Raw genomic sequence first — 18,936 nt, forward strand, 5'->3', positions numbered from 1 at the left:
GACCCCGGGCCCGTCACGACGTGCCGTCGGCCTCCTCCGCCAGTACCCGCTGGGCCGTCGCGAAGGCCGAGTTGGCCGCCGGTACGCCGCAGTACACCGCCGTCTGCATCAGCACTGCTCCGATCTCCTCGGGGGTGAGCCCGTTGCGCAGTGCCGCGCGGACGTGCATGGCCAACTCGTCGTAGTGCCCGTGCGCGACCAGCGCGGTGAGCGTGATCATGCTGCGTTCGCGGCGGGTGAGCGTCGGATCGGTCCAGATCTCGCCCCAGGCGTAGCGCGAGATGAAGTCCTGGAATTGCGCGGTGAACGCCGTCTGCCGGGCCTGGGACCGGTCCACGTGCGCGTCCCCGAGAACCTCGCGCCGTACCCGCATCCCGCTGAGCGCGTCCCCGCCGAAGTGGGCCCGCAGCGCCGTCAGCACCGCCTCGGGACGCTCCGCCGGCGCCAGATGAGAGGCGCCCGGGATCTCCACGAGCCCAGCACCCGGCACCGCGTCGGCGATCTCGCGCAGATGCGCCGGGGGCGTCGCCGGATCCTCCCGGCCGGCCACCAGCAGGGTCGGCACCCGGATCTGTGCGAGGTGCTCCCGCAGATCGAACGCGGCCAGCGCGTCACAGCAGGCGGCATACGCCCCGGGATCGGCGTCCCGGTGGTCGCGGACCAGCTCCGGCACCGTGAAACCGGGCGTGAACCAGCGGGCGTTCGCATTCTCCGCGAGTCCCGAAAGCCCCTCGCTCCGTACCAGCGCCGCCCGCTCCTCCCACGCCTTCGCGCCGTTGAAGTGTGCCGAGGAACAGATCACGGCCAGCGACGACACCCGCTCCGGGTGACGCACGGCCAGTTCCAGCCCCACCGCTCCGCCCAGCGACACGCCCGCATAGGCGAACCGCTCGATGCCGAGCGTGTCGGCGAGCCCGATCACCAGATCCGCCAGCTCACCGACGGTCGCGCCGGGACCGATCAGTCCGGCCGCCGAACCGCCGTGCCCGGGCAGATCCCAGCGGACCACCCGGTGCGTGATCGACAGCTCGGGCGCCACCTTGTCCCACAGGGCGTACGACGTGCCCAACGAGGGTCCGAGCAGCAGCGGGGGAGCGGAACTTGGCCCCTCGACAAGGTGGTTGAGGACGGTGTCGGTCACGAGCGCTCCAGTGCACGGTCGGTGAGAGGTCCGGCAGAGCCGGTGTAACGGGTGGGATCGGTCGCGGCGGCGATGTCGGTGATGTCGAGGTTCTTCAGTTCCGGCAGTTCGGCCGACTCGATCTGTTCGGCGAGGAGTTCGCCGAGGTCGCGGCCCTCGGTGTAGGCGCGCCGCGCCAGGCGGGTGAGCAGTTCCTTCGCCCGGCCGCGACCGAGTACGGGCGCCAGCTCCGCGGACAGCCGCTCGGAGACGATCAACCCGTGGGTGAGGCCGAGGTGTTCACGCATCACGTCCGCGTGCACCCGCAGCCCCTCGGAGAGTTCGGCGGCGTCCCGGGCCGCTCCACCGGCCAGGCGGAGCAGGTCCCGCAGTGGTTCCCACTCGGCGTGCCAGGCACCGGCCGGCCGCTCGTCCTCGGCCACCAGCGAGCCGTACAGCGTGGCCGCGAGTTGCGGCGCGCGCCGGGCCGCCGCCGCGATCAGCGTCGAACGCACCGGGTTGGCCTTGTGCGGCATGGCCGAGGAGCCGCCACCGCTGCCCTCGGAGAGCTCCGCGATCTCGGTGCGGGAGGAGGTGAGCACGTCCGCCGCGAGCTTGCCCAGCGCCCCCGTGGTGAAGGCGAGGGCGCCGGCGAGATCGGCGACCGGAGTGCGCAGCGTGTGCCAGGGGAGAGCGGGCGGGCACAGTCCGAGCTCCCGGGCGTAGAGCGCGGGGAGCGCGGTCGCGTCCGTCGCCCCGTACGCCGTGAAGGCCGCCAGGGTCCCGGCGGCACCGCCGAGTTGGGCCGGCAGCGAGGCGCGTACGGCCGTCGCACGGTCGCGGGCGTCGAGCACCAGTGACCGCCACCCGGCGGCCTTCAGTCCGAACGTCGTCGGCACCGCGTGCTGGGTCAGCGTCCGCCCCGGCAGCACCGTGTCGCGGTGCTCGGCGGCGAGGCCGGTCAGCGCCCGCTGACAGCGGTCGAGGTCGTCGAGGAGCGGGCCCAGGGCGCGGTGGGCGACCAGCATCATCGCCGTGTCCATGATGTCCTGGCTGGTCGCACCCCGGTGCACGGAGGGACCGTGCTCCTCGCCGACCGCCCGGGTCAGGTCCGCGACCAGTGGGATCACCGGGTTCCCGCCGCCCCGCGCACGCTCGGCGAGGGACGCGGGGTCGAAGCGTCCGGGGTCGGCGGCCACCTCCGTGACCGCCGCCGCGGCCTCGGCGGGGACGAGCCCCGCGGCCGCCTGCGCCCGGGTCAGCGCGGCCTCGGCGTCCAGCAGCGCCCGCAGGACGGCGTCGTCACCGGTCTCGGCGGAGGCCGGGGAACCGGCCCACCCGGGGGCGAGCAGGCCGGTACCGGTATCGGGTGATGTCACTGGAACTCCAGGAAGACCGTCTCGCCCTCGCCCTGAAGGCGGATGTCGAAGCGGTACGTCCCGTGGCCCTCGTCCACCGCGATCAGTGTGTCGCGGCGGTCCGCGTCGAGCCGGGACAGCAGCGGGTCCGCCGCGAGCACGGCCTCGTCGCCGGGCAGGTGGATCCGGGTGAACAGATGCATCAGCAGGCCCCGCGCGAACACGCACACACTGAGGTACGGCGCGTGCTGTCCCCGCGCCCCCGGCCGCAGCGTGCGCACGTACCAGTGGCCGTCGGCATCGGTCTGGATCCGGCCGAAGCCGGTGAACTCCACCCCGTTGCGGCCCAGGAAGTCGCCGCTCGCCGGGTCCCGCCGCATCGAGCCGTCGGCCGTCGGCAGGTTGCCCTCCGGATCGGCGCCCCACACCTCCAGCAGTGCGTCCGGCAGCGGATTGCCCTCGCCGTCGTACACGTACCCGTGCACGGTGACGGTCTCCGGGTGGCCGAGCGGTGCGATGTCCTCGCCGCCGCGGAAGGGCAGCGCGTAGCCGTAGAACGGGCCGACGGTGTGTGAGGGGGTGGGCAGCACGTTCTCCGGGCTGCTCGTGTCGATCTTCGTCATGGTGGTCAGCGCCCTTCTTCCATCCAGGTGGCCCGCGGTCCGTCGAGCACGATGTCCCAGTGGTAGCCGAGGGAGAACTCCGGCACCGACAGGCTGTGGTCGTAGGTCGCCACCAGCCGCTCGCGGGCCGCGTCGTCGGTCACCGACTGCAGGATCGGGTCGTAGGGGAAGAGCGGGTCGTTCGGGAAGTACATCTGCGTCACCAGCCGCTGGGTGAACGCGGAGCCGAAGACGGAGAAGTGGATGTGCGCCGGGCGCCACGCGTTGACGTGGTTGCGCCACGGGTACGGACCCGGCTGGATGGTCGTGAAGCGGTAGAAGCCGTCGGAGTCGGTCAGGGTGCGGCCGGCGCCGGTGAAGTTGGGATCCAGCGGGGCGTCGTGCTGTTCCCGCTGATGGGCGTACCGCCCGGCCGAGTTGGCCTGCCAGATCTCCACCAGCTGGCCGCGCACGGGACGCCCGTCGCGGTCCAGCAGCCGCCCGGAGACGGTGATGCGCTCACCGACGGGCTCGCCGTCGTGGTGGCGCGTGAGGTCGTTGTCGACCATGGTGATGTCCCGCTCACCCCAGGCGGGGGAGGACAGCTCCACCAGCTCCGGGTCCTTGGACACGTCGACGGCGATCGCCGGCTGCCTGGGGTGGCGCAGCACCGAGGAGCGGTACGGGGCGTAGTCGCGGCGCGGATGGTGCTCGACCGGGGCGCCGCCCGCCACCCGCTTCTCGTACGCGGCGTGCTCGGCCGCGATCTCCTGGTCGATGTCGTGCTGGGTGAGTGCGTTCGTCACGACAGTCCCTCCACAACGGTCGGTCCGGCTCCGGTCGGGGCGGTGATCCCCTCGACCGCCTCCGCCACTGCCTCCGCGGCGGAGGCCAACACCTTGTCCATCAGGAAACCCCATCCCTTCCAGTCCGGCCGACCGGATGCGCACCGGTCCGCGGCCGTGTGTCGTCGGTACCGAGATAATCAGGGCACTGAGTATTTTCGCAGCAGTCCTTCACGCTGCCATCGCTGGGCCGAGGCGTCAATACCCTCTTCTGTCCAGCGGTGATGTCTCCAGGAGGCGATGTCTTCAGGAGTCGCAGACAGGTCAGCCCTCGCGCAGGTATTGTTCAGTGCACCGACGAAACGGCATAGGACAGTGGGGGCGTACATGGCAGCGGTGGACCTCACCAGCCACCCCGGGCATCTGGCCCGGCGGCTCCAGCAGGCGCACCACCTGCTGTGGAACACGATGGTCTCCGAGGAGATCACCTCGCCGCAGTTCGCGGTCCTCAACGCGCTCGTCGCCGAGCCCGGCCTGGACCAGCGCACGGTGGGGGAGCGGGTGGGACTCGACCGGTCCACCATCGCCGAGGTGGTCGGCCGGCTCCTCCGGCGGGACCTGCTCGACAAGGTCCGTGATCCGCAGGACGGCCGCCGCTTCCTGCTCCGGCTCACGGACGACGGCCTGCGCGCCCACCGCAAGCTGGTGGTGCGCACCGCCCGGATGAACCAGGTCTTCCTGGCCCCGCTGGGTGACGACGAGCAGGTTGCCTTCTTCGAGCTGATCCGCCGGGTGGCGGACGCGGCCGAGGGGCTGCGCCATCCCGCCGTCCCGTCGAACCGGTGAGGCGGTGAGGCGGTGAGGCGGTGGCGCGGTCGCGACGCCGGGTGACGGCCCCGCGCTGATCAGGGGGCCTTCGCGTAGACCACCCACACCTGCCCCCGCGCGAAGTTCACCGGAGCGCCGTCGTTCGTCGTGAACGAGGTGCCGTCCGTGGCGTCCGGCCGGTTCCAGCGGACCTCGTGGGCGCGCCCGTCGCGCAGCACGGTGGCCTCCCCGGAGCCCACCGTCTCGGTGTACGGCGTGTTGTTGCCGAGGTGGTCGCGGTAGTCGGAGGGGCGGACGGTCACGTACTGCACGACGACGGTCGCGGGCGCCAGCCGCTCGCCCCGCGGGGTGACCGCGGGATCGTCGTCCATCGAGACCAGCCAGCGGTCACGGGCGTCGGACCAGGTGAAGGCGAAGCGGGCCGCCGGATAGCGCACCGTGTGCGTGGCCTCGGGTGTGCCGCCCCGGGGTGGCGGACCGTGGTGGAAGCCGGTGGTCAGTGCGGATCGGCCGGGCGGGTCGTCCAGGAGCCGCCGGGGGTGCAGGTAGAGGTTGTGCGGGGAGGACCGGTCGGTGGCCCGGTCGTAGACACCCGCCTCGGATCCGGGTGTCCCCGGGGTCAGGACCTCCAGTGGAGCCTCGTCGATCAGCGGCAGCAGTCTGCTCTGCGCCCCGGAGAACGCCAGGATCGGCCGGTCGAACTGGCGCAGCAGCTCCAGATCGGCTTGCCGGGCGCTGCGCACCGGCCCCACGGACTCGGGCAGCCGGGTGGCGTAGACCGCCATCAGCCGGCTCAGTCCGCCCTCGACCTGCTCGACGTACACCACGTCCGCCGCGTCCAGGCCCGTCTGCGGCCGGGCCGCGGGAGCGTTGTCGAGCTTCACGGCGAGCACCGGAGGGTTGCCGGTCCCGTCCGGCCGCGGCTCGAGCGGCGACGGTCCGGGCTGTCCGCGCCCGTCGTCGACCGGTCCGTCCGAGGCCGTGCAGCCGGCCGCCAGCCCGGCCGCCAGGAACACCGCCGGCAGTGCTCTCGCCGTTGCCGTGCACGTGCCGCGCGTCGTGTGCGCGTCCCTCGTCCCATGCCCACCGTCGCCACCCTGCCTGCCCTGAATCATCAGTTGTCTTGATTTTGCGCTTTCCTGATCGTCTGTGGCTATGCCTGATCGATGGCGGTCCCGCGCGGCGGCTTCCGCCGATCGGCCCAGGGGCGCGTGGTTCGGCACGGGCCGCTCGGGTACCCGGGACCCCGCACGAAGAGGCCACGAAGAAGCGCAGCGGCAACGGCACACCGGCCACCACGAAGGGAGCGGGCGGCGATGAGGGCAGTGACCTGGCAGGGAAAGCGGGACGTCAGGGTGGAGAACGTGCCCGATCCCCGGATCGAGGAACCCACGGACGCCGTCATCCGGATCACCTCCACCGGCCTGTGCGGCTCCGACCTGCATCTGTACGAGGTGCTCACCCCGTTCATGACCCCGGGCGACATCCTCGGCCACGAGCCGATGGGCATCGTCGAGGAGGTCGGCGCCGCCGTGCCGGACCTCCAGGCCGGCGACCGGGTCGTGGTGCCGTTCCAGATCGCCTGCGGCAACTGCTGGATGTGTCTCACCGGCCTGCCCACCCAGTGCGAGACCACTCAGGTCAGCGCCGAGGGCATGGGCGCGGCCCTGTTCGGCTACACCCGCCTCTACGGCGCGGTGCCGGGCGGCCAGGCCGAGTACCTGCGGGTCCCGCAGGCCCAGTACGGTCCCATCAAGGTCCCCCAGGGGCCGCCCGACGACCGGTTCGTCTACCTCTCCGACGTGCTGCCCACCGCCTGGCAGGCGGTCGCCTACGCCGGGGTCCCGAAGGGCGGCAGCATCGCCGTGCTCGGCCTCGGTCCCATCGGAGACATGGCCTGCAGGATCGCCCAGCTCAAGGGAGCCGGCCGGGTCTTCGGCGTGGACCTGGTCCCGGAACGCCTGCACCGGGCGCGTGACCGGGGCGTGGAGACCTTCGACCTGCGCTCCTTCGACGACGAGAAGGAACTCGTCACGGCCCTGCGCGACCAGACCGACGGGCGCGGGCCCGACGCCGTGATCGACGCCGTCGGCACCGAGGCGCACGGCAGCGCGGCGGCCCGCATGGTGCAGAACGCCTCCGCGCTGCTGCCCCGCAAACTGAGCGGGCCCCTGGCGGAACGCTTCAGCGTCGACCGGCTCGCCGCCCTCCACACCGCGATCGAGCTCGTGCGGCGTGGCGGCACCATCTCGATCACCGGCGTCTACGGCGGCATGGCCGACCCGATGCCCATGCTCACCCTGTTCGACAAGCAGATCCAGATGCGCATGGGGCAGGCGAACGTACGCCGCTGGAGCGACGAGATCATCCCCCACCTCACGGACGACGACCCCCTCGGCGTCGAGGACTTCGCCACCCACCGCGTGCCGCTGTCGGACGCGCCCCGGGCCTACGACATGTTCCAGCACAAGCAGGACGGCGCGGTCAAGGTGCTCATGCAGCCGTGAGCCCGAGGACGCCGGGAAGACGCCGGGGGAGCCCGGTCGGGGCCGGCCGAGCCGGGTCAGGAAGCCCGGACCCGCGGCTTCCTGACCGTCGATCAGCTCAACTCGGCTCGGCTCCTCGGTCAGTGCCGTCTCACGGCAGTTCCTTGATCCGGACGTCCCGGTACGAGACCACGTCGGTGGTGCCGTGGACCTGGAGCCCGACGTAGCCGGAGGCGAACCGTCGCCCGTCCGTGCCCGGGTCGTCCGAGCGCGGCGGGGTGAAGTCCTGGCCACCGGTGTTGTCGAACTCGTTGATCAGCACACCGTTGCGGTAGACCGAGTAGTGCTGGCCCACCACACGGATCTCGTAGTCGTTCCAGGTGCCCTTCTGCGTCACGCCCGCACCGGCCAGGCCCACCCGGTCGAAGCCGTAGACCGAGCCCGTCTTGTACATGTCGCCGGTGGGGGAGTCGAACACCTGCACCTCGTGCCCGTACTTGATGGCGACCCACTCCGGCCGCGTCTCCTCCGGATGGTCGTGCACCTGCGGGAACCGCACGAACACACCGGAGTTGGCGTTGCCGGTGCCCGGCGCGTCGTCCCGCCACTGCAGCTTCAGCGAGAAGTCGCCGTACTTGCGCTCGGGGAACCACAGCATGCCGAGTCCGGCCCTGGTGGTGCCGGAGGTGATCGACCCGTCCGGGTTCAGCCCGAACGAACCCCCGCCCACCTGCTGCCACTTGGCGAACGACTCCGCACTGCCGTCGAGGATCGTGCGGTAGCCCTCGGTCTGGCCCGGCTTGCCGATCCCGGACTGGCCGGCCGCCGTGTCGATCGCCCGGTACTCCCGCCGGTCGACGACTCCTTCCTTCTCGAGCTTGTCCAGCACGCCCTTGACGTGCTTCAGGAACAGCGCGTGGGACGTCCACTCCTTCTCGTCCTCGATCAACTCGCCGATCCTGCACCGGTTGTTGGTGACCCGGTTGGGCACACCCGAGTCGATCTCGCCGACGAACACCGTCAGCCGCTCGTCGAACTCCGGGCAGGGCGGCGGGGGGACCTGGCCCGACACGACCGTGAAGCTCACGGTGAGCGGGGCGGAGGTGTTGCCCGCCTTGTCGCTCGCCCGGTACGCCAGGGTGTGCCTGCCCACCCGGTCGACGACCACGGGCGCCGTGTACGCCAGGTAGGGCCCGCCGTCGAGCGAGTACTCGATGCCGGCGACGCCGGAACCGTGCCCGTCGGTGGCGCTTACGGTCACCTTCGCGCTGCCGACGTACGCCCCGTCGGAGTTCTTCGAGCCCGCGACGGTCACGCCGGTCACCGGCGGGGTGGTGTCCTGCGGGGGCGCGGAGACGACGGTGAACTCGACGCTCTTCTCGGCCGCCGCGTTGCCCGCCTTGTCCGTGGCGCGATAGCGCACGGTGTGCGTACCGACCTGATGGGCCATCACCGGGCCGGTGTACTCCCGCCAGGCGCCGGAACCGATCGCGTACTCGATGGTGTTGACACCGGAGCCCGTGTCGGAGGCGGTGACGGTGACGGTCGCCATGTCGATGTACGCGCCGTCGGCGTTCTTCTCACCGTCCACCGTCGCCGAGGTCTCCGGTGCGGTGGTGTCGTCCGTCGGCGGGGCGACGACGGTGAACCCGACGCTCTGCTCCGCCGAGACGTTGCCCGCCTTGTCCAGGGCGCGGTAGCGCACCGTGTGCGTACCGACCTGGTCGACGACGACCGGCGCGGTGTACGGCTGCCAGGCTCCGTCGGCGCCGATCGCGTACTCGATCCGGTCGACGCCCGAGCCCCTGTCGGTCGCCGTGACGGCGACGCTCGCCGAACCGACGTAGGCACCCTCGGCGTTCCGCGCGCCGGTCACCTCCGCGGTCGCCTCGGGCGCCGTGGTGTCCTCACCGCTGCCCTCGGTCACCACCAGGATGCCCTGCATCTGGCCGTGGCCGGGGATCGTGCAGTGGTAGAAGTAGCGGCCCGGGGTGAGCGTGACCTCGGCGGTGTACCGGCCTTTCTGGGCGTCGTTGGGGTTGGCCAGGATGTTGAGCTGGACGTCGTTGTTGAACTCGGGGTCCGAGGTGACGAACGTCAACGTGTGCGGCATACCGGTGGTGTTGCCGGTGGCCACGCTGTTCTCGAAGACGATCGTCGCCGGTCCGGCCACCGCGGTCGCCGGTGCCGAGAGGTACTTGTCGATGTCGTTGCCCGCGGTCCAGGTGAGTACCTGGTCCGCAGCCCTGGCCACGGGGGCCTCGGTGTCGTCGGCCGCGGAGATGCTCTGCAGCCCGAGCGCCATGAGCAGGGCGGCCAACAGGGCGGCCCAGATTCTGCGTTGCCGTATCACTCGGTTCCCCTCGCCAGCTGACCGGCGGCCGGGGTCGGGCCGCCGCCCTTGTAGGTGACCCGCCACAGCGCGGACTTGGCGTCCGAGGTGAAGAAACCTCGGCCGTAGTCGAGGACGTACAGCGCGCCGTCCGGACCGAACTTCCAGTCCATCAGGTTCTTGATGCCGTCGTTTCCGATCGGCACGATCTTCTTCAGGGACTCCGAGTGCACCGGCAGTCCGCCGTCGCCCTGGGTCTTCGGGTTCATGAGCACCGCGTTGCGCGGCTGGTCGGCGTCGTAGAAGTCGCCGACGAACCACTTGCCGTCCCAGTAGGCCGGCCACTTGGTGTCACTGCCGTTCGCCTCGTCGAAGCGGTAGACGGGCCCGTTCATCGCGGCCTGCCCGCCGCCCTTGAGCCAGGGCAGCTTGTAGGTGGTCTCCTCCTGCTTGTAGGAGGGGACGCCGTTTCCGTCCCGGGGGAAGACCGGGCCGCCGCCCTGCGGCGAGTACCAGATGTTGTTGCCGGTCACCGGAGGCAGGTTGACCAGGCCGTCGTTGTTCGGCGACTCGTTCTTCGGGCGGTCGCAGTCGTACCAGCCCAGCGGCTGGGACGGATCGGGCAGATTGCGGTCCCGGTAGGGCTGCTTGTCGCCCATGCAGTACGGCCAGCCGCGGTTGGACGCCTTGGTGATCGCGGCGAAGGTGTCGTACTTGGCCGGGCCCCAGGTCGTCGACGGCTGCCCCGCGTCCGGGCCGACCCAGCCGGCGTAGAGAACGTCGGTCACCGGGTCGACGAAGATGCGCGCCGGGTTGCGCACACCCATCACATAGATCTCGCCGCGCGTCTTGCCGCCGCCCTCGGCACTCTCCTTGCCGGTGAACAGATTGCCCTCGGGGAGCGTGTACGTCCCGTCCGGCTCCGGGTGGATGCGCAGGATCTTGCCGTTGAGGTTGTTGGTGTTGCCGGCCGTGCGGCGCGCGTCCGCGAAGGAGACGCCCTTGAAGTTCGGCTCGGGGTTGTTGCCCGAGTAACCGCCGCTGGAACCACTGGAGTTGTTGTCGCCGGTGGCGATGTACAGGTTGCCCTTGGAGTCCCAGGCCAGCCCGCCGCCCGCATGGCAGCAACTGTGGATCTGCACCGGCCAGTCGAGCAGCACCTTCTCGCTGCGCAGGTCCAGCTTGCCGGTGGACTCGTCGAACGTGAAGCGGGAGACCCGGCGGTCGGCCATGCGCTTGACGCGGTCGATCTCCGAGTGGGGGGTGTAGTGCAGATACACCCACCCGTTCCGCTCGAACGCCGGGTCCAGCTCGATGCCGAGCAGCCCCTCCTCGACCTTGACCAGTTCGTCGCCGCCGCCCTTGTTCCCGAAGACGGTGAGTGCGCCGGCCAGGGTCACCTTCCCGGTCTTCGGGTCGTAGACGTGGATCTCGCCCTTGCCCTTGCCGATGTCGGGGTTGTTCCAGTCGGTGATCACCGGCTGGGAGGAGTCGGCGCCGCCGCGGCCGATGTAGAAGACTCGGCCGTCGGGAGCGGTGACCAGTCCGTGCGGCTCGCCGATCTGGTCGTTCTGGCCCGGCTGGTTGGGCCGGGTGAGCCGCTCCGCCGCGTAGTTGCCGTTGATCGTCGCCTTGCAGTCCGCCTGGACGAGCCGGGTGGTCCACAGCAGGGCGCCGCGCAGATGGTCACGGAAGTCGGTTTCGTCGTACGACGACACCGTGCCGCCCATCCCGGTGTAGAAGGACCGGCCGCCGTCGTAGTCGCGGCACCAACTCACCGGGTGGTCCGCTCCGTTGGCGCTCGCTCCGGGCTGGTAGGTCGACTCGCGGACCCTGGCCACGGTGTGCACCTCGCCGGACGGGTTCTTCGTCCAGTTCAGCCACTTGTCGGGCCGCTTCCACTCCTGCGGCAGGTTCTTGGTCGCCGGATGCCGCCGGTCGCCGACCTCGACGGTCGCTCGCTGGGCGCCCGCCGGGCCGGACGCGGCCGGACGGGCGCCGATGAGACCGGTGAACCAGTCCGAGTACGGCTCCGCGCGGGCCGCGTCATGAATGCCGACGAACCCGCCACCGGCCTCCATGTAGGCCTCCAGGCCGGCCTCCTGGGCCGGGTCGAGGACGTCCCCGCCACCGGTGAGGAACACGATCGCGTTGAAGCGGCCCAGCCTCTTGTCGTTGGTGAAGACCGAGGCGTCGTCCGTCGCGGTGACCTCGAAGCGCTGGTTCGCCGGGCCGGACAGCCCGATCTTCTCGATCGCCTCAATGCCGGCGTTCACCACCGGCGACTCGTCACCGGCCGCGGCGGAACCGTGGAAGAGCAGCACCCGCACGTCCGCGCCGCCCGGAGGCGACTTGATCGACATCGTTGTCAGGGCCGGGTCGTCGTCCGGGCGCGCGCTGGCGGCGGGACCCGACAGCAGTCCGGCAGCGACGACTGAGGCGGTGACGGTCGCCGCCCACGCCCTTCGCCCCGCTCCGGTCCTTCTCGTGCTTCTGGTTCTTCTTGTGCTCAACCCCTTTAAGTGCATGGGTTCTTGATGCGTTGTGAACCGCATGTGGCCACCCGCCCCTCTTCGGTCGCAGCGACAGCGTCAAGGAAGCTAGACCTCTTTGTGTCACACGCCAATACCTATGGCCGCAATGAAACGAACTTTGTCCTGAGTGTGGATAAACGCGAGGGCGGTCGGTACGGTTTCCCAGGTTCATGACAGCAACATCACGGCCATTGTGTTCACGTCTCTCACAGACCCGCACCATCAAGTCCCTTATCAGTAGGGAGAGTTCGGCATGCAAAGACGCGACTTCAACCGGCGGGTGCTGCTGGGCGGAGCGGTCGTCGCGACATCGATGTCCCTGGGGCCCGAGGCGGTCGGCGCCGCCACGCCGGCGAAGACCGCGCCCGCCGGCGGCGAGGTGAGGCGCATCAAGCTGTACGCCGAGCGACTGGACGGCGGAGGGATGGGCTACGGCCTGGAGAAGGGCAAGGCGTCCGTCCCCGGCCCCCTGATCGAGCTCAACGAAGGCGACACGCTGCACATCGAGTTCGAGAACACCATGGACGTGCCGGTGAGCCTGCACGTCCACGGCCTGGACTACGAGATCTCCAGCGACGGCACCAAGATGAACCGCAGTGACGTCGCCCCCGGCGACACCCGCACCTACACCTGGCGCACCCACAGACCCGGGCGGCGCCCGGACGGCACCTGGCGGTCCGGCAGCGCCGGCTACTGGCACTACCACGACCACGTCGTCGGCACGGAACACGGCACCGGCGGCATCCGCAACGGCCTGTACGGCCCGGTGATCGTGCGGCGCAAGGGAGACGTCCTGCCGGACCGGACACACACGATCGTCTTCAACGACATGACGATCAACAACAGGCCCGCCCACACCGGCCCCGACTTCGAGGCCACCGTCGGCGACCGCGTCGAGATCGTCATGATCACGCACGGCGAGTACTACCACACCTTCCACATGCACGGTCACCGTTGGGCGGACAACCGGACCGGCATGCTCACCGGCCCCGACGACCCGAGCCAGGTCATCGACAACAAGATCGTGGGTCCGGCGGACTCCTTCGGCTTCCAGATCATCGCGGGAGAGGGGGTGGGGGCGGGCGCCTGGATGTACCACTGCCACGTCCAGAGCCACTCCGACATGGGGATGACCGGGATGTTCCTGGTGAAGAAGCCGGACGGCACGATCCCCGGCCACGACCCGCACGAGCACGGCCACGGGCCCGCGGGGGAGGGCGAGGCGCACGAGCACTGACGGGCGGCACCCGCGAGAGCGCTCTCACCTCTGCCGCGACCGGGGCTATCCTGATCCGCAGCCGCAGGTGAGGAGCCGCCGACGTGACCGAGACAGTGCCGCGCCCCACGCTGGAGGCCGTGGCCGCGCGGGCCGGTGTCTCGCGGGCCACCGTCTCCCGCGTGGTCAACGGCGCCGACGGCGTCACCGAGCCCCTGGCCGAGCGGGTCCGGCAGGCGGTGGACGAACTCGGCTACGTGCCCAACCGGGCGGCCCGCAGCCTGGTGACCAACCGCCACGACGCCATCGCCGTCATCGTCGCCGAACCGGAGAGCCGGGTCTTCGCCGACCCCTTCTTCGCCCGCCAGCTGCGCGGCATCAGCAAGGAGCTGACGGCACACGACAACCAGCTCGTGCTGCTGCTCACCGAGGGCCGGGCCGACCACGCCCGGGTCGCCCGCTACCTGGCCGGCGGCCATGTCGACGGCGCGCTGGTGTTCTCGCTCCACCTCGACGACCCGCTGCCCGAACTGATCCAGCGCGCGGGCGTCCCGACGGTGTTCGGCGGCCGGCCCGGCTGGTCCGGGGGCAGGGACGGCGTCGTGTACGTCGACAGCGACAACCGGGGCGGCGCCCGCGACGCCGTACGGCACCTGCTCGGCCTCGGCCGCGGCCGGGCGGCGCACATCACCGGCGCCCTGGACCAGACCTCGGCGGTGGACCGGCTGGACGGCTTCCGGGACGCCGTGGTCGACGGCGATCCGCGGCTCGTGGCGGAGGGCGACTTCACCGTGGCCGGCGGCGAGCGGGCGATGCGGGAACTCCTGGAGCGCCGACCCGACCTGGACGCGGTCTTCGCCGCCAACGACCTCACGGCGGCGGGCGCGCTGCGGGTGCTGCGCGAGCACGGGCGGCGGGTGCCGGACGACGTGGCGGTGGTCGGCTTCGACGACATGCTGCCGTTCGCCGAGCAGACCGACCCCCCGCTGACCACGGTCCGCCAGGACATCCTGGAGATGGGCCGGCTGATGGCCCGGATCCTTCTGCGCGGACTCGACCGCACCGCCCGCACGCACGACACCGTGGGAGGCGACCCCGCCGGTGTGATCCTCCCGACGACGCTGGTACGCCGCGCCTCCGCGTGACACGTCTCCGCGCGCCGCCGTGCGTTCCGGCGTCCGCGCGGGCACCGTTCGTGCGGTGGTCGGCGGTGGTCGATGGAGGCCGGCGTTCCTCGGCGTGGCGCGTTGATCCGGCGTTGATCGAACGTTTTTCGACGGTCGGCACGCTTTCGGCCATGCACATCGACACCATCGCGTCGCCCGAACTCGCCTGGCAACAAGAGGCCCTGTGTGCGCAGACCGGAGGCGACTTCTTCTTCCCCGAGCCCGGCAGCTCGGTACGTGAGGCCAAACGGATCTGCGGTATGTGCCCCACCCGCGCCACCTGCCTCGACTACGCCCTGACCAACGACATGCGCTTCGGCGTCTGGGGCGGACTGTCGGAGAAGGAACGGCTGGAGCTCCGGCGTACGCCCCACTAGAGGGAACGGCGGGCCGCCCGGTCTGCCCGGGCGGCCCGCCGGTGTCTGAGGGGGAGAACGAGGTCAGCCGGCCGCGCGCGCCGCCATCCGGGCCTTGCGGGCGGCGAGCTTCTCGTCGAACTTCGCCGCCTCGGAGTCCAGACCGCCGAGGAACATCCCCAGTTCCTCCTGGGCCTGACGGCCCTCGGCACCCAGCCCGTCGATCTCCATGACCTTCAGGTGGCGGATCACCGGCAGGAGCACGTCGTCGTGGTGGATGCGCAGGTTGTAGACCTCGCCGATCGCCATCTGCGCGGCCGCCCGCTCGAAGCCGGGAATGCCGTGCCCCGGCATCCGGAAGTTCACGACGACGTCCCGCACCGCCTGCATGGTGAGGTCGGGGGCGAGCTCGAAGGCCGCCTTGAGCAGGTTGCGGTAGAAGACCATGTGAAGGTTCTCGTCGGTCGCGATGCGGGCCAGCATCCGGTCGCAGACCGGGTCACCGGACTGGTGGCCGGTGTTGCGGTGCGAGATACGGGTGGCCAGCTCCTGGAACGCGACGTAGGCGATCGAGTGCAGCATCGAGTGGCGGTTGTCCGACTCGAAGCCCTCGCTCATGTGGGACATGCGGAACTGCTCGAGCTTGTCCGGGTCCACCGCCCGCGAGGCGAGCAGGTAGTCCCGCATCACGATGCCGTGCCGGCCCTCCTCCGCGGTCCAGCGGTGCACCCAGGTGCCCCAGGCGCCCTCCCGGCCGAACAGCGTGGCGATCTCGTGGTGGTAGCTCGGGAGGTTGTCCTCGGTCAGCAGGTTCACCACCAGGGCGATCCGGCCGACCTCGGTGACCTTGGACTGCTCCTTCTCCCATGCCTCGCCGTCCTCGAAGAAGCCGGGGAAGTTACGGGCGTCGCTGAACGGCACGTACTCGTGCGGCATCCAGTCCTTGGCGACCTTCAGGTGTCGGTTGAGCTCCTCCTCGACCACTTCCTCCAGCGCGTACAACAGCCGGGCGTCGGTCCACACGGCCGGGCTGCCGAGGTGGGGAGAAGTGATCGACATGGGGTACTCCAGGGGGGGACGGGGACAGACAAGGGGCGTCGGCGGGCGGCGCCGGCAACCTACGGGATCGTAGGCTACGAAACCGTAGGTTACGAAACCGTAGGTTAAGGGCGCCATAAATGCCGCAGATCAGGGGGGTACGCGTGTCGGCCAGGAGCCGTACGGGGAAGGAGCCACCCGTCAGGCGTACAGGTCCCGGAGCCGGACCGAGAGACAGGTGACGCAGCCCTCGAGCTTCTCGAACTCCCCGATGCCCACCGGCACCGGCGCGTAGCCGAGGTCCGCGAACAGCTCCGCGGTCTTCGGCGCGCTCGCGGCCATCAGCAGCCGGTCCCCGCCGAGCAGCACCACGTGTGCACCGGACTCCTCCGGCACCGGCAGGAAACGGGGGAACAGGGACGGCGCGTCCAGGTTCGGTATGCGGCCGACGACCGTCCCGTCCGGCAGTGCCGTCACCGCCGACTTCAGGTGCAGCACCTTGTCCACCGGCACGGCGACGACCCGGGCGCCCAGCGGTCCGAACGTCGCCCGGAGCTGCTGGATCCCGGCCGCGTCGGTTCTCCCGCCCCGGCCCACGTACACGGTGTCGCCGATCTTGAGCACGTCCCCGCCGTCCAGGGTGCCCGGCTCCCGGATCCAGTTCACCGAACAGCCCAGCGCGGCCACGGCCTCCTCGACCCCGACGGTCTCCGGGCGCCGGGACTCGGCACCGGACCGGGCGATCAGGGCCACGTTCCGGTACATGACGACCGTGTCCTCGACGAACACGGAGTCGGGGCAGTCGTCGGCCGGGTCCACCTCGACCGTCTCCCAGCCGTGGCCGCGCAGCACCTCGGTGTACGCCTCCCACTGCTCCACCGCGCGGTCGACGTCGACGCCCTCCCGCTCGATGTGCGTCACCAGCCCTTCGGCCAGTCGGGGACCGGGACGGCGGACGAGGGCCTTCTTGCTGGACACGAGCGTGACTCCGTATCGGACGGGGCAGGTCTGGCACCGTCACCGAGGGCGCCGGTGGGCCGGCCGGTCTCCCACGGACGGCGGCGCAGCCATCATGCAGGGAGAAGCCGGTCCGGGCCACCCCCGGCGGCGATGAGATCCACCACCGGTAACCAGACGTGCCGTCCTGACCCGTGCCGGTGGAGGGCCGGGCCGGTCAGCCGACGGCGTCCGGTGCGGTCTCCCTCAGTTCTCCCTCCTCCAACAGCAGCCATCGCGTGATCCCGACCGACTCCAGGAACGGCAGGTCGTGGCTGGCCACGATCAGCGCCCCCTCGTAGGACTCCAGGGCCGTGGTGAGCCGGCGGACGCTCGCGATGTCGAGGTTGTTGGTCGGCTCGTCCAGCATCAGCAGCTGGGGCGCGGGCTCGGCCAGCATCAGCGCGGCCAGTGCCGCCCGGAAACGCTCACCGCCGGAGAGCGTCAGCGCCTTCTGGTCGGCGCGGGCACCCCGGAACAGGAAGCGGGCGAGCCTCGCCCGGATCCGGTTGTCGGTGGCACCCGGAGCGAAGCGGGCCACGTTCTCGGCGACGCTGAGCTCGTCGTCGAGGACATCGAGCCGTTGCGGCAGGAACCGCAGCGGGACCTGTGCCGTCGCCTCTCCGGACACCGGCGGGAGCTCGCCCGCGACGGTGCGCAGCAGCATCGTCTTGCCCGCGCCGTTGCGTCCGATCAACGCGACCCGCTCGGGGCCCCGCAGCTCGAAGTGGCCCTCCACCCGGGCGCCGTACGCGAGTTCCAGACCCCTGAGGGTGAGGACGGTGCGCCCCGGTGGTACGGCGGTGTGCGGCAGGTCGACACGGATCTCGTCGTCGTCCCGTACGGCCTCCACCGCCTCGTCGAGTCGCTCCTTGGCTCCGGCGAGCTTCTCCTCGTGCATGATGCGGTGCTTGCCCGCGGACTCCTGTGCCGCGCGCTTGCGGGCGCCCATCACGATCTTCGGCTCGCGTTTGCTGTCCCACATCTTCTGCCCGTACCGCTTGCGGCGGGCCAATTTGACCTGAGCGTCCGCCAGTTCGCGCTTCTGCTTGCGCAGATCCGACTCGGCGACCCGCACCATGCGTTCGGCAGCCTCCTGTTCGATCGTGAGTGCCTCCTCGTAGGCCGAGTAGTTGCCGCCGTACCAGGTGACCTCTCCGGAGCGCAGATCGGCGATCTGGTCGGCCAGTTCCAGGAGTTCGCGGTCGTGGCTGACCAGGACCATGAGGCCCGGCCAGTCCTCGACGGCCGTGTACAGCCGTCTGCGCGCGTACAGGTCGAGATTGTTGGTGGGTTCGTCGAGCAGCAGTACGTCGGGCCGGCCCAGCAGCAGCGCGGCCAGCCGCAGCAGCACCGACTCGCCGCCCGAGACCTCGCCGATGGTGCGGTCCAACCCGATGTGTCCGAGGCCGAGTTCCCCGAGGGCTGCCAGGGCACGCTCCTCCACGTCCCAGTCGTCGCCGACGGTCTCGAAGTGCGCCTCGGCCACGTCGCCCGCCTCGATGGCGTGCAGTGCGGCACGCTGCGCGGCGATGCCGAGCGCGTCGTCGACCCTCAGCTCGGTGTCGAGCGTCACGTTCTGCGGCAGGTACCCCACCTCGCCGGCGACGCGTACGGCGCCGTCGGCCGGCCGGAGTTCACCGGCGATGAGCTTCAGCAGGGTTGATTTTCCCGACCCGTTGACGCCGATGAGTCCGGTCCGGCCGGGACCGAAGGCGGCGTCGAGGCCCTCGAAGACGGGGGTGCCGTCGGGCCAGGTGAAGGACAGGGAGGTACAGGTGATGGATGCGGGCATACGGGCCTCCGCGCGGTTGCGTGATGTGGTCGGGTGCAAACGCGTATCGAGACACCGCGGGACACCGCGGGACGACAGGCCGGGCGGAGGGTCCGGGTATGAAAGAAGCCCTGTTCCGCAAGGACGGCTCGTACGCCGAGGTCGCACGCGGCGTGCACACCACACAGGTGTGACGCGGTGTCTCAGGACCTCAGACGAGCAACGTCCTTCTCCGATCGACGGCAACAGAAGCGTCATGAACCGTACGAGAGGCCGGATTCGCTGTCAACGCGATTTCGGAGCGGCGGAGAGGTGGAGCGGCGGAGAGGCGGAGAGGGGGCCAGG

At 70.7% G+C, this 18,936-nt stretch carries 15 protein-coding genes; 5 read left to right on the top strand and 10 right to left on the bottom strand.

The window, feature by feature from the left end:
* Positions 1–13: 13 nt before the first annotated feature.
* From pcaDC to pcaH, 4 genes are read right to left on the bottom strand one after another with little or no spacing between them, the layout of a single operon-like run.
* A complete protein-coding gene (gene pcaDC / locus AC6F7H_RS27075; protein WP_500759673.1) occupies positions 14–1,141 on the bottom strand; it encodes a bifunctional 3-oxoadipate enol-lactonase/4-carboxymuconolactone decarboxylase PcaDC in 1,128 nt (375 codons plus the stop codon).
* Entirely contained in the window at positions 1,138–2,499 is a 1,362-nt protein-coding gene (gene pcaB, locus AC6F7H_RS27080) for a 3-carboxy-cis,cis-muconate cycloisomerase (protein ID WP_500759674.1), read from the bottom strand. Before pcaB ends, pcaDC begins: the two co-directional genes overlap by 4 nt.
* On the bottom strand, positions 2,496–3,101 hold the full coding sequence (gene pcaG, locus AC6F7H_RS27085; RefSeq protein ID WP_500759676.1) for a protocatechuate 3,4-dioxygenase subunit alpha: 606 nt from the start codon (positions 3,099–3,101) through the stop codon (positions 2,496–2,498). The genes pcaB and pcaG overlap by 4 nt, the downstream gene beginning before the upstream one ends.
* Positions 3,102–3,106: 5 nt before the next feature.
* A complete protein-coding gene (gene pcaH, locus AC6F7H_RS27090; protein ID WP_500759677.1) occupies positions 3,107–3,886 on the bottom strand; it encodes a protocatechuate 3,4-dioxygenase subunit beta in 780 nt (259 codons plus the stop codon).
* 366 nt (positions 3,887–4,252) lie between these two features.
* Between pcaH and AC6F7H_RS27095 the strand changes: the two genes are divergently transcribed.
* Positions 4,253–4,711, top strand: a complete 459-nt coding sequence (locus tag AC6F7H_RS27095; RefSeq protein ID WP_500759679.1) for a MarR family winged helix-turn-helix transcriptional regulator — start codon at positions 4,253–4,255, stop codon at positions 4,709–4,711.
* A 59-nt stretch (positions 4,712–4,770) separates the two neighbouring features.
* Here the strand turns inward: AC6F7H_RS27095 and AC6F7H_RS27100 are convergent, their stop codons facing one another.
* A complete protein-coding gene (locus AC6F7H_RS27100; RefSeq protein WP_500759681.1) occupies positions 4,771–5,808 on the bottom strand; it encodes a DUF3048 domain-containing protein in 1,038 nt (345 codons plus the stop codon).
* Between the two features lie 201 nt (positions 5,809–6,009).
* Here AC6F7H_RS27100 and AC6F7H_RS27105 point away from each other — a divergent pair, with 201 nt between their 5' ends.
* Positions 6,010–7,200 carry a zinc-dependent alcohol dehydrogenase gene (locus AC6F7H_RS27105; RefSeq protein WP_500759683.1) on the top strand — a complete coding sequence of 397 codons (1,191 nt, stop codon included), beginning with the start codon at positions 6,010–6,012 and terminating at the stop codon, positions 7,198–7,200.
* 130 nt (positions 7,201–7,330) lie between these two features.
* On the opposite strand, the gene AC6F7H_RS27110 is transcribed toward AC6F7H_RS27105, so the two are convergent.
* Both AC6F7H_RS27110 and AC6F7H_RS27115 read right to left on the bottom strand, forming a co-directional pair.
* A complete protein-coding gene (locus tag AC6F7H_RS27110; protein ID WP_500762070.1) occupies positions 7,331–9,514 on the bottom strand; it encodes an OmpL47-type beta-barrel domain-containing protein in 2,184 nt (727 codons plus the stop codon).
* A 14-nt stretch (positions 9,515–9,528) separates the two neighbouring features.
* On the bottom strand, positions 9,529–12,039 hold the full coding sequence (locus tag AC6F7H_RS27115) for a ThuA domain-containing protein (RefSeq protein ID WP_500759684.1): 2,511 nt from the start codon (positions 12,037–12,039) through the stop codon (positions 9,529–9,531).
* A 259-nt stretch (positions 12,040–12,298) separates the two neighbouring features.
* On the opposite strand from AC6F7H_RS27115, the gene AC6F7H_RS27120 reads away from it, so the two are divergent.
* The 3 genes from AC6F7H_RS27120 to AC6F7H_RS27130 all read left to right on the top strand — a co-directional run bounded on the left by AC6F7H_RS27120 (position 12,299) and on the right by AC6F7H_RS27130 (position 14,804).
* Positions 12,299–13,282, top strand: a complete 984-nt coding sequence (locus AC6F7H_RS27120; protein ID WP_500759686.1) for a multicopper oxidase domain-containing protein — start codon at positions 12,299–12,301, stop codon at positions 13,280–13,282.
* 83 nt (positions 13,283–13,365) lie between these two features.
* Positions 13,366–14,406 (top strand): LacI family DNA-binding transcriptional regulator, encoded by a 1,041-nt coding sequence (locus AC6F7H_RS27125; protein ID WP_500759687.1) that lies wholly within the window; start codon positions 13,366–13,368, stop codon positions 14,404–14,406.
* Between the two features lie 152 nt (positions 14,407–14,558).
* The gene (locus AC6F7H_RS27130; protein ID WP_500759689.1) at positions 14,559–14,804 is read left to right on the top strand and encodes a WhiB family transcriptional regulator; all 246 of its coding nucleotides are present in this window, start codon (positions 14,559–14,561) and stop codon (positions 14,802–14,804) included.
* 63 nt (positions 14,805–14,867) lie between these two features.
* Here AC6F7H_RS27130 and AC6F7H_RS27135 read toward each other — a convergent pair whose 3' ends face one another.
* From AC6F7H_RS27135 to AC6F7H_RS27145, 3 genes are all read right to left on the bottom strand, one after another.
* Positions 14,868–15,842, bottom strand: a complete 975-nt coding sequence (locus tag AC6F7H_RS27135; RefSeq protein WP_500759691.1) for an acyl-ACP desaturase — start codon at positions 15,840–15,842, stop codon at positions 14,868–14,870.
* Between the two features lie 180 nt (positions 15,843–16,022).
* Complete coding sequence (ddaH, locus tag AC6F7H_RS27140) at positions 16,023–16,799, bottom strand: dimethylargininase (protein WP_500759693.1); 777 nt, start codon at positions 16,797–16,799, stop codon at positions 16,023–16,025.
* A 196-nt stretch (positions 16,800–16,995) separates the two neighbouring features.
* Positions 16,996–18,612, bottom strand: a complete 1,617-nt coding sequence (locus tag AC6F7H_RS27145) for an ABC-F family ATP-binding cassette domain-containing protein (RefSeq protein ID WP_500759694.1) — start codon at positions 18,610–18,612, stop codon at positions 16,996–16,998.
* Positions 18,613–18,936 lie beyond the last annotated feature (324 nt).

Source organism: Streptomyces sp. MMS24-W38 (genome assembly GCF_059889265.1).

Excerpts from the sequence above, each read along its gene's own strand:
- pcaG (WP_500759676.1), bottom strand. The coding sequence starts at position 3,101 with ATGACGAAGATCGACACGAGCAGCCCGGAGAACGTGCTGCCCACCCCC.
- AC6F7H_RS27095 (WP_500759679.1), top strand. The coding sequence starts at position 4,253 with ATGGCAGCGGTGGACCTCACCAGCCACCCCGGGCATCTGGCCCGGCGG.
- AC6F7H_RS27100 (WP_500759681.1), bottom strand. The coding sequence starts at position 5,808 with ATGATTCAGGGCAGGCAGGGTGGCGACGGTGGGCATGGGACGAGGGAC.
- AC6F7H_RS27105 (WP_500759683.1), top strand. The coding sequence starts at position 6,010 with ATGAGGGCAGTGACCTGGCAGGGAAAGCGGGACGTCAGGGTGGAGAAC.
- AC6F7H_RS27115 (WP_500759684.1), bottom strand. The coding sequence starts at position 12,039 with ATGCACTTAAAGGGGTTGAGCACAAGAAGAACCAGAAGCACGAGAAGG.
- AC6F7H_RS27120 (WP_500759686.1), top strand. The coding sequence starts at position 12,299 with ATGCAAAGACGCGACTTCAACCGGCGGGTGCTGCTGGGCGGAGCGGTC.
- AC6F7H_RS27130 (WP_500759689.1), top strand. The coding sequence starts at position 14,559 with ATGCACATCGACACCATCGCGTCGCCCGAACTCGCCTGGCAACAAGAG.
- AC6F7H_RS27135 (WP_500759691.1), bottom strand. The coding sequence starts at position 15,842 with ATGTCGATCACTTCTCCCCACCTCGGCAGCCCGGCCGTGTGGACCGAC.
- AC6F7H_RS27145 (WP_500759694.1), bottom strand. The coding sequence starts at position 18,612 with ATGCCCGCATCCATCACCTGTACCTCCCTGTCCTTCACCTGGCCCGAC.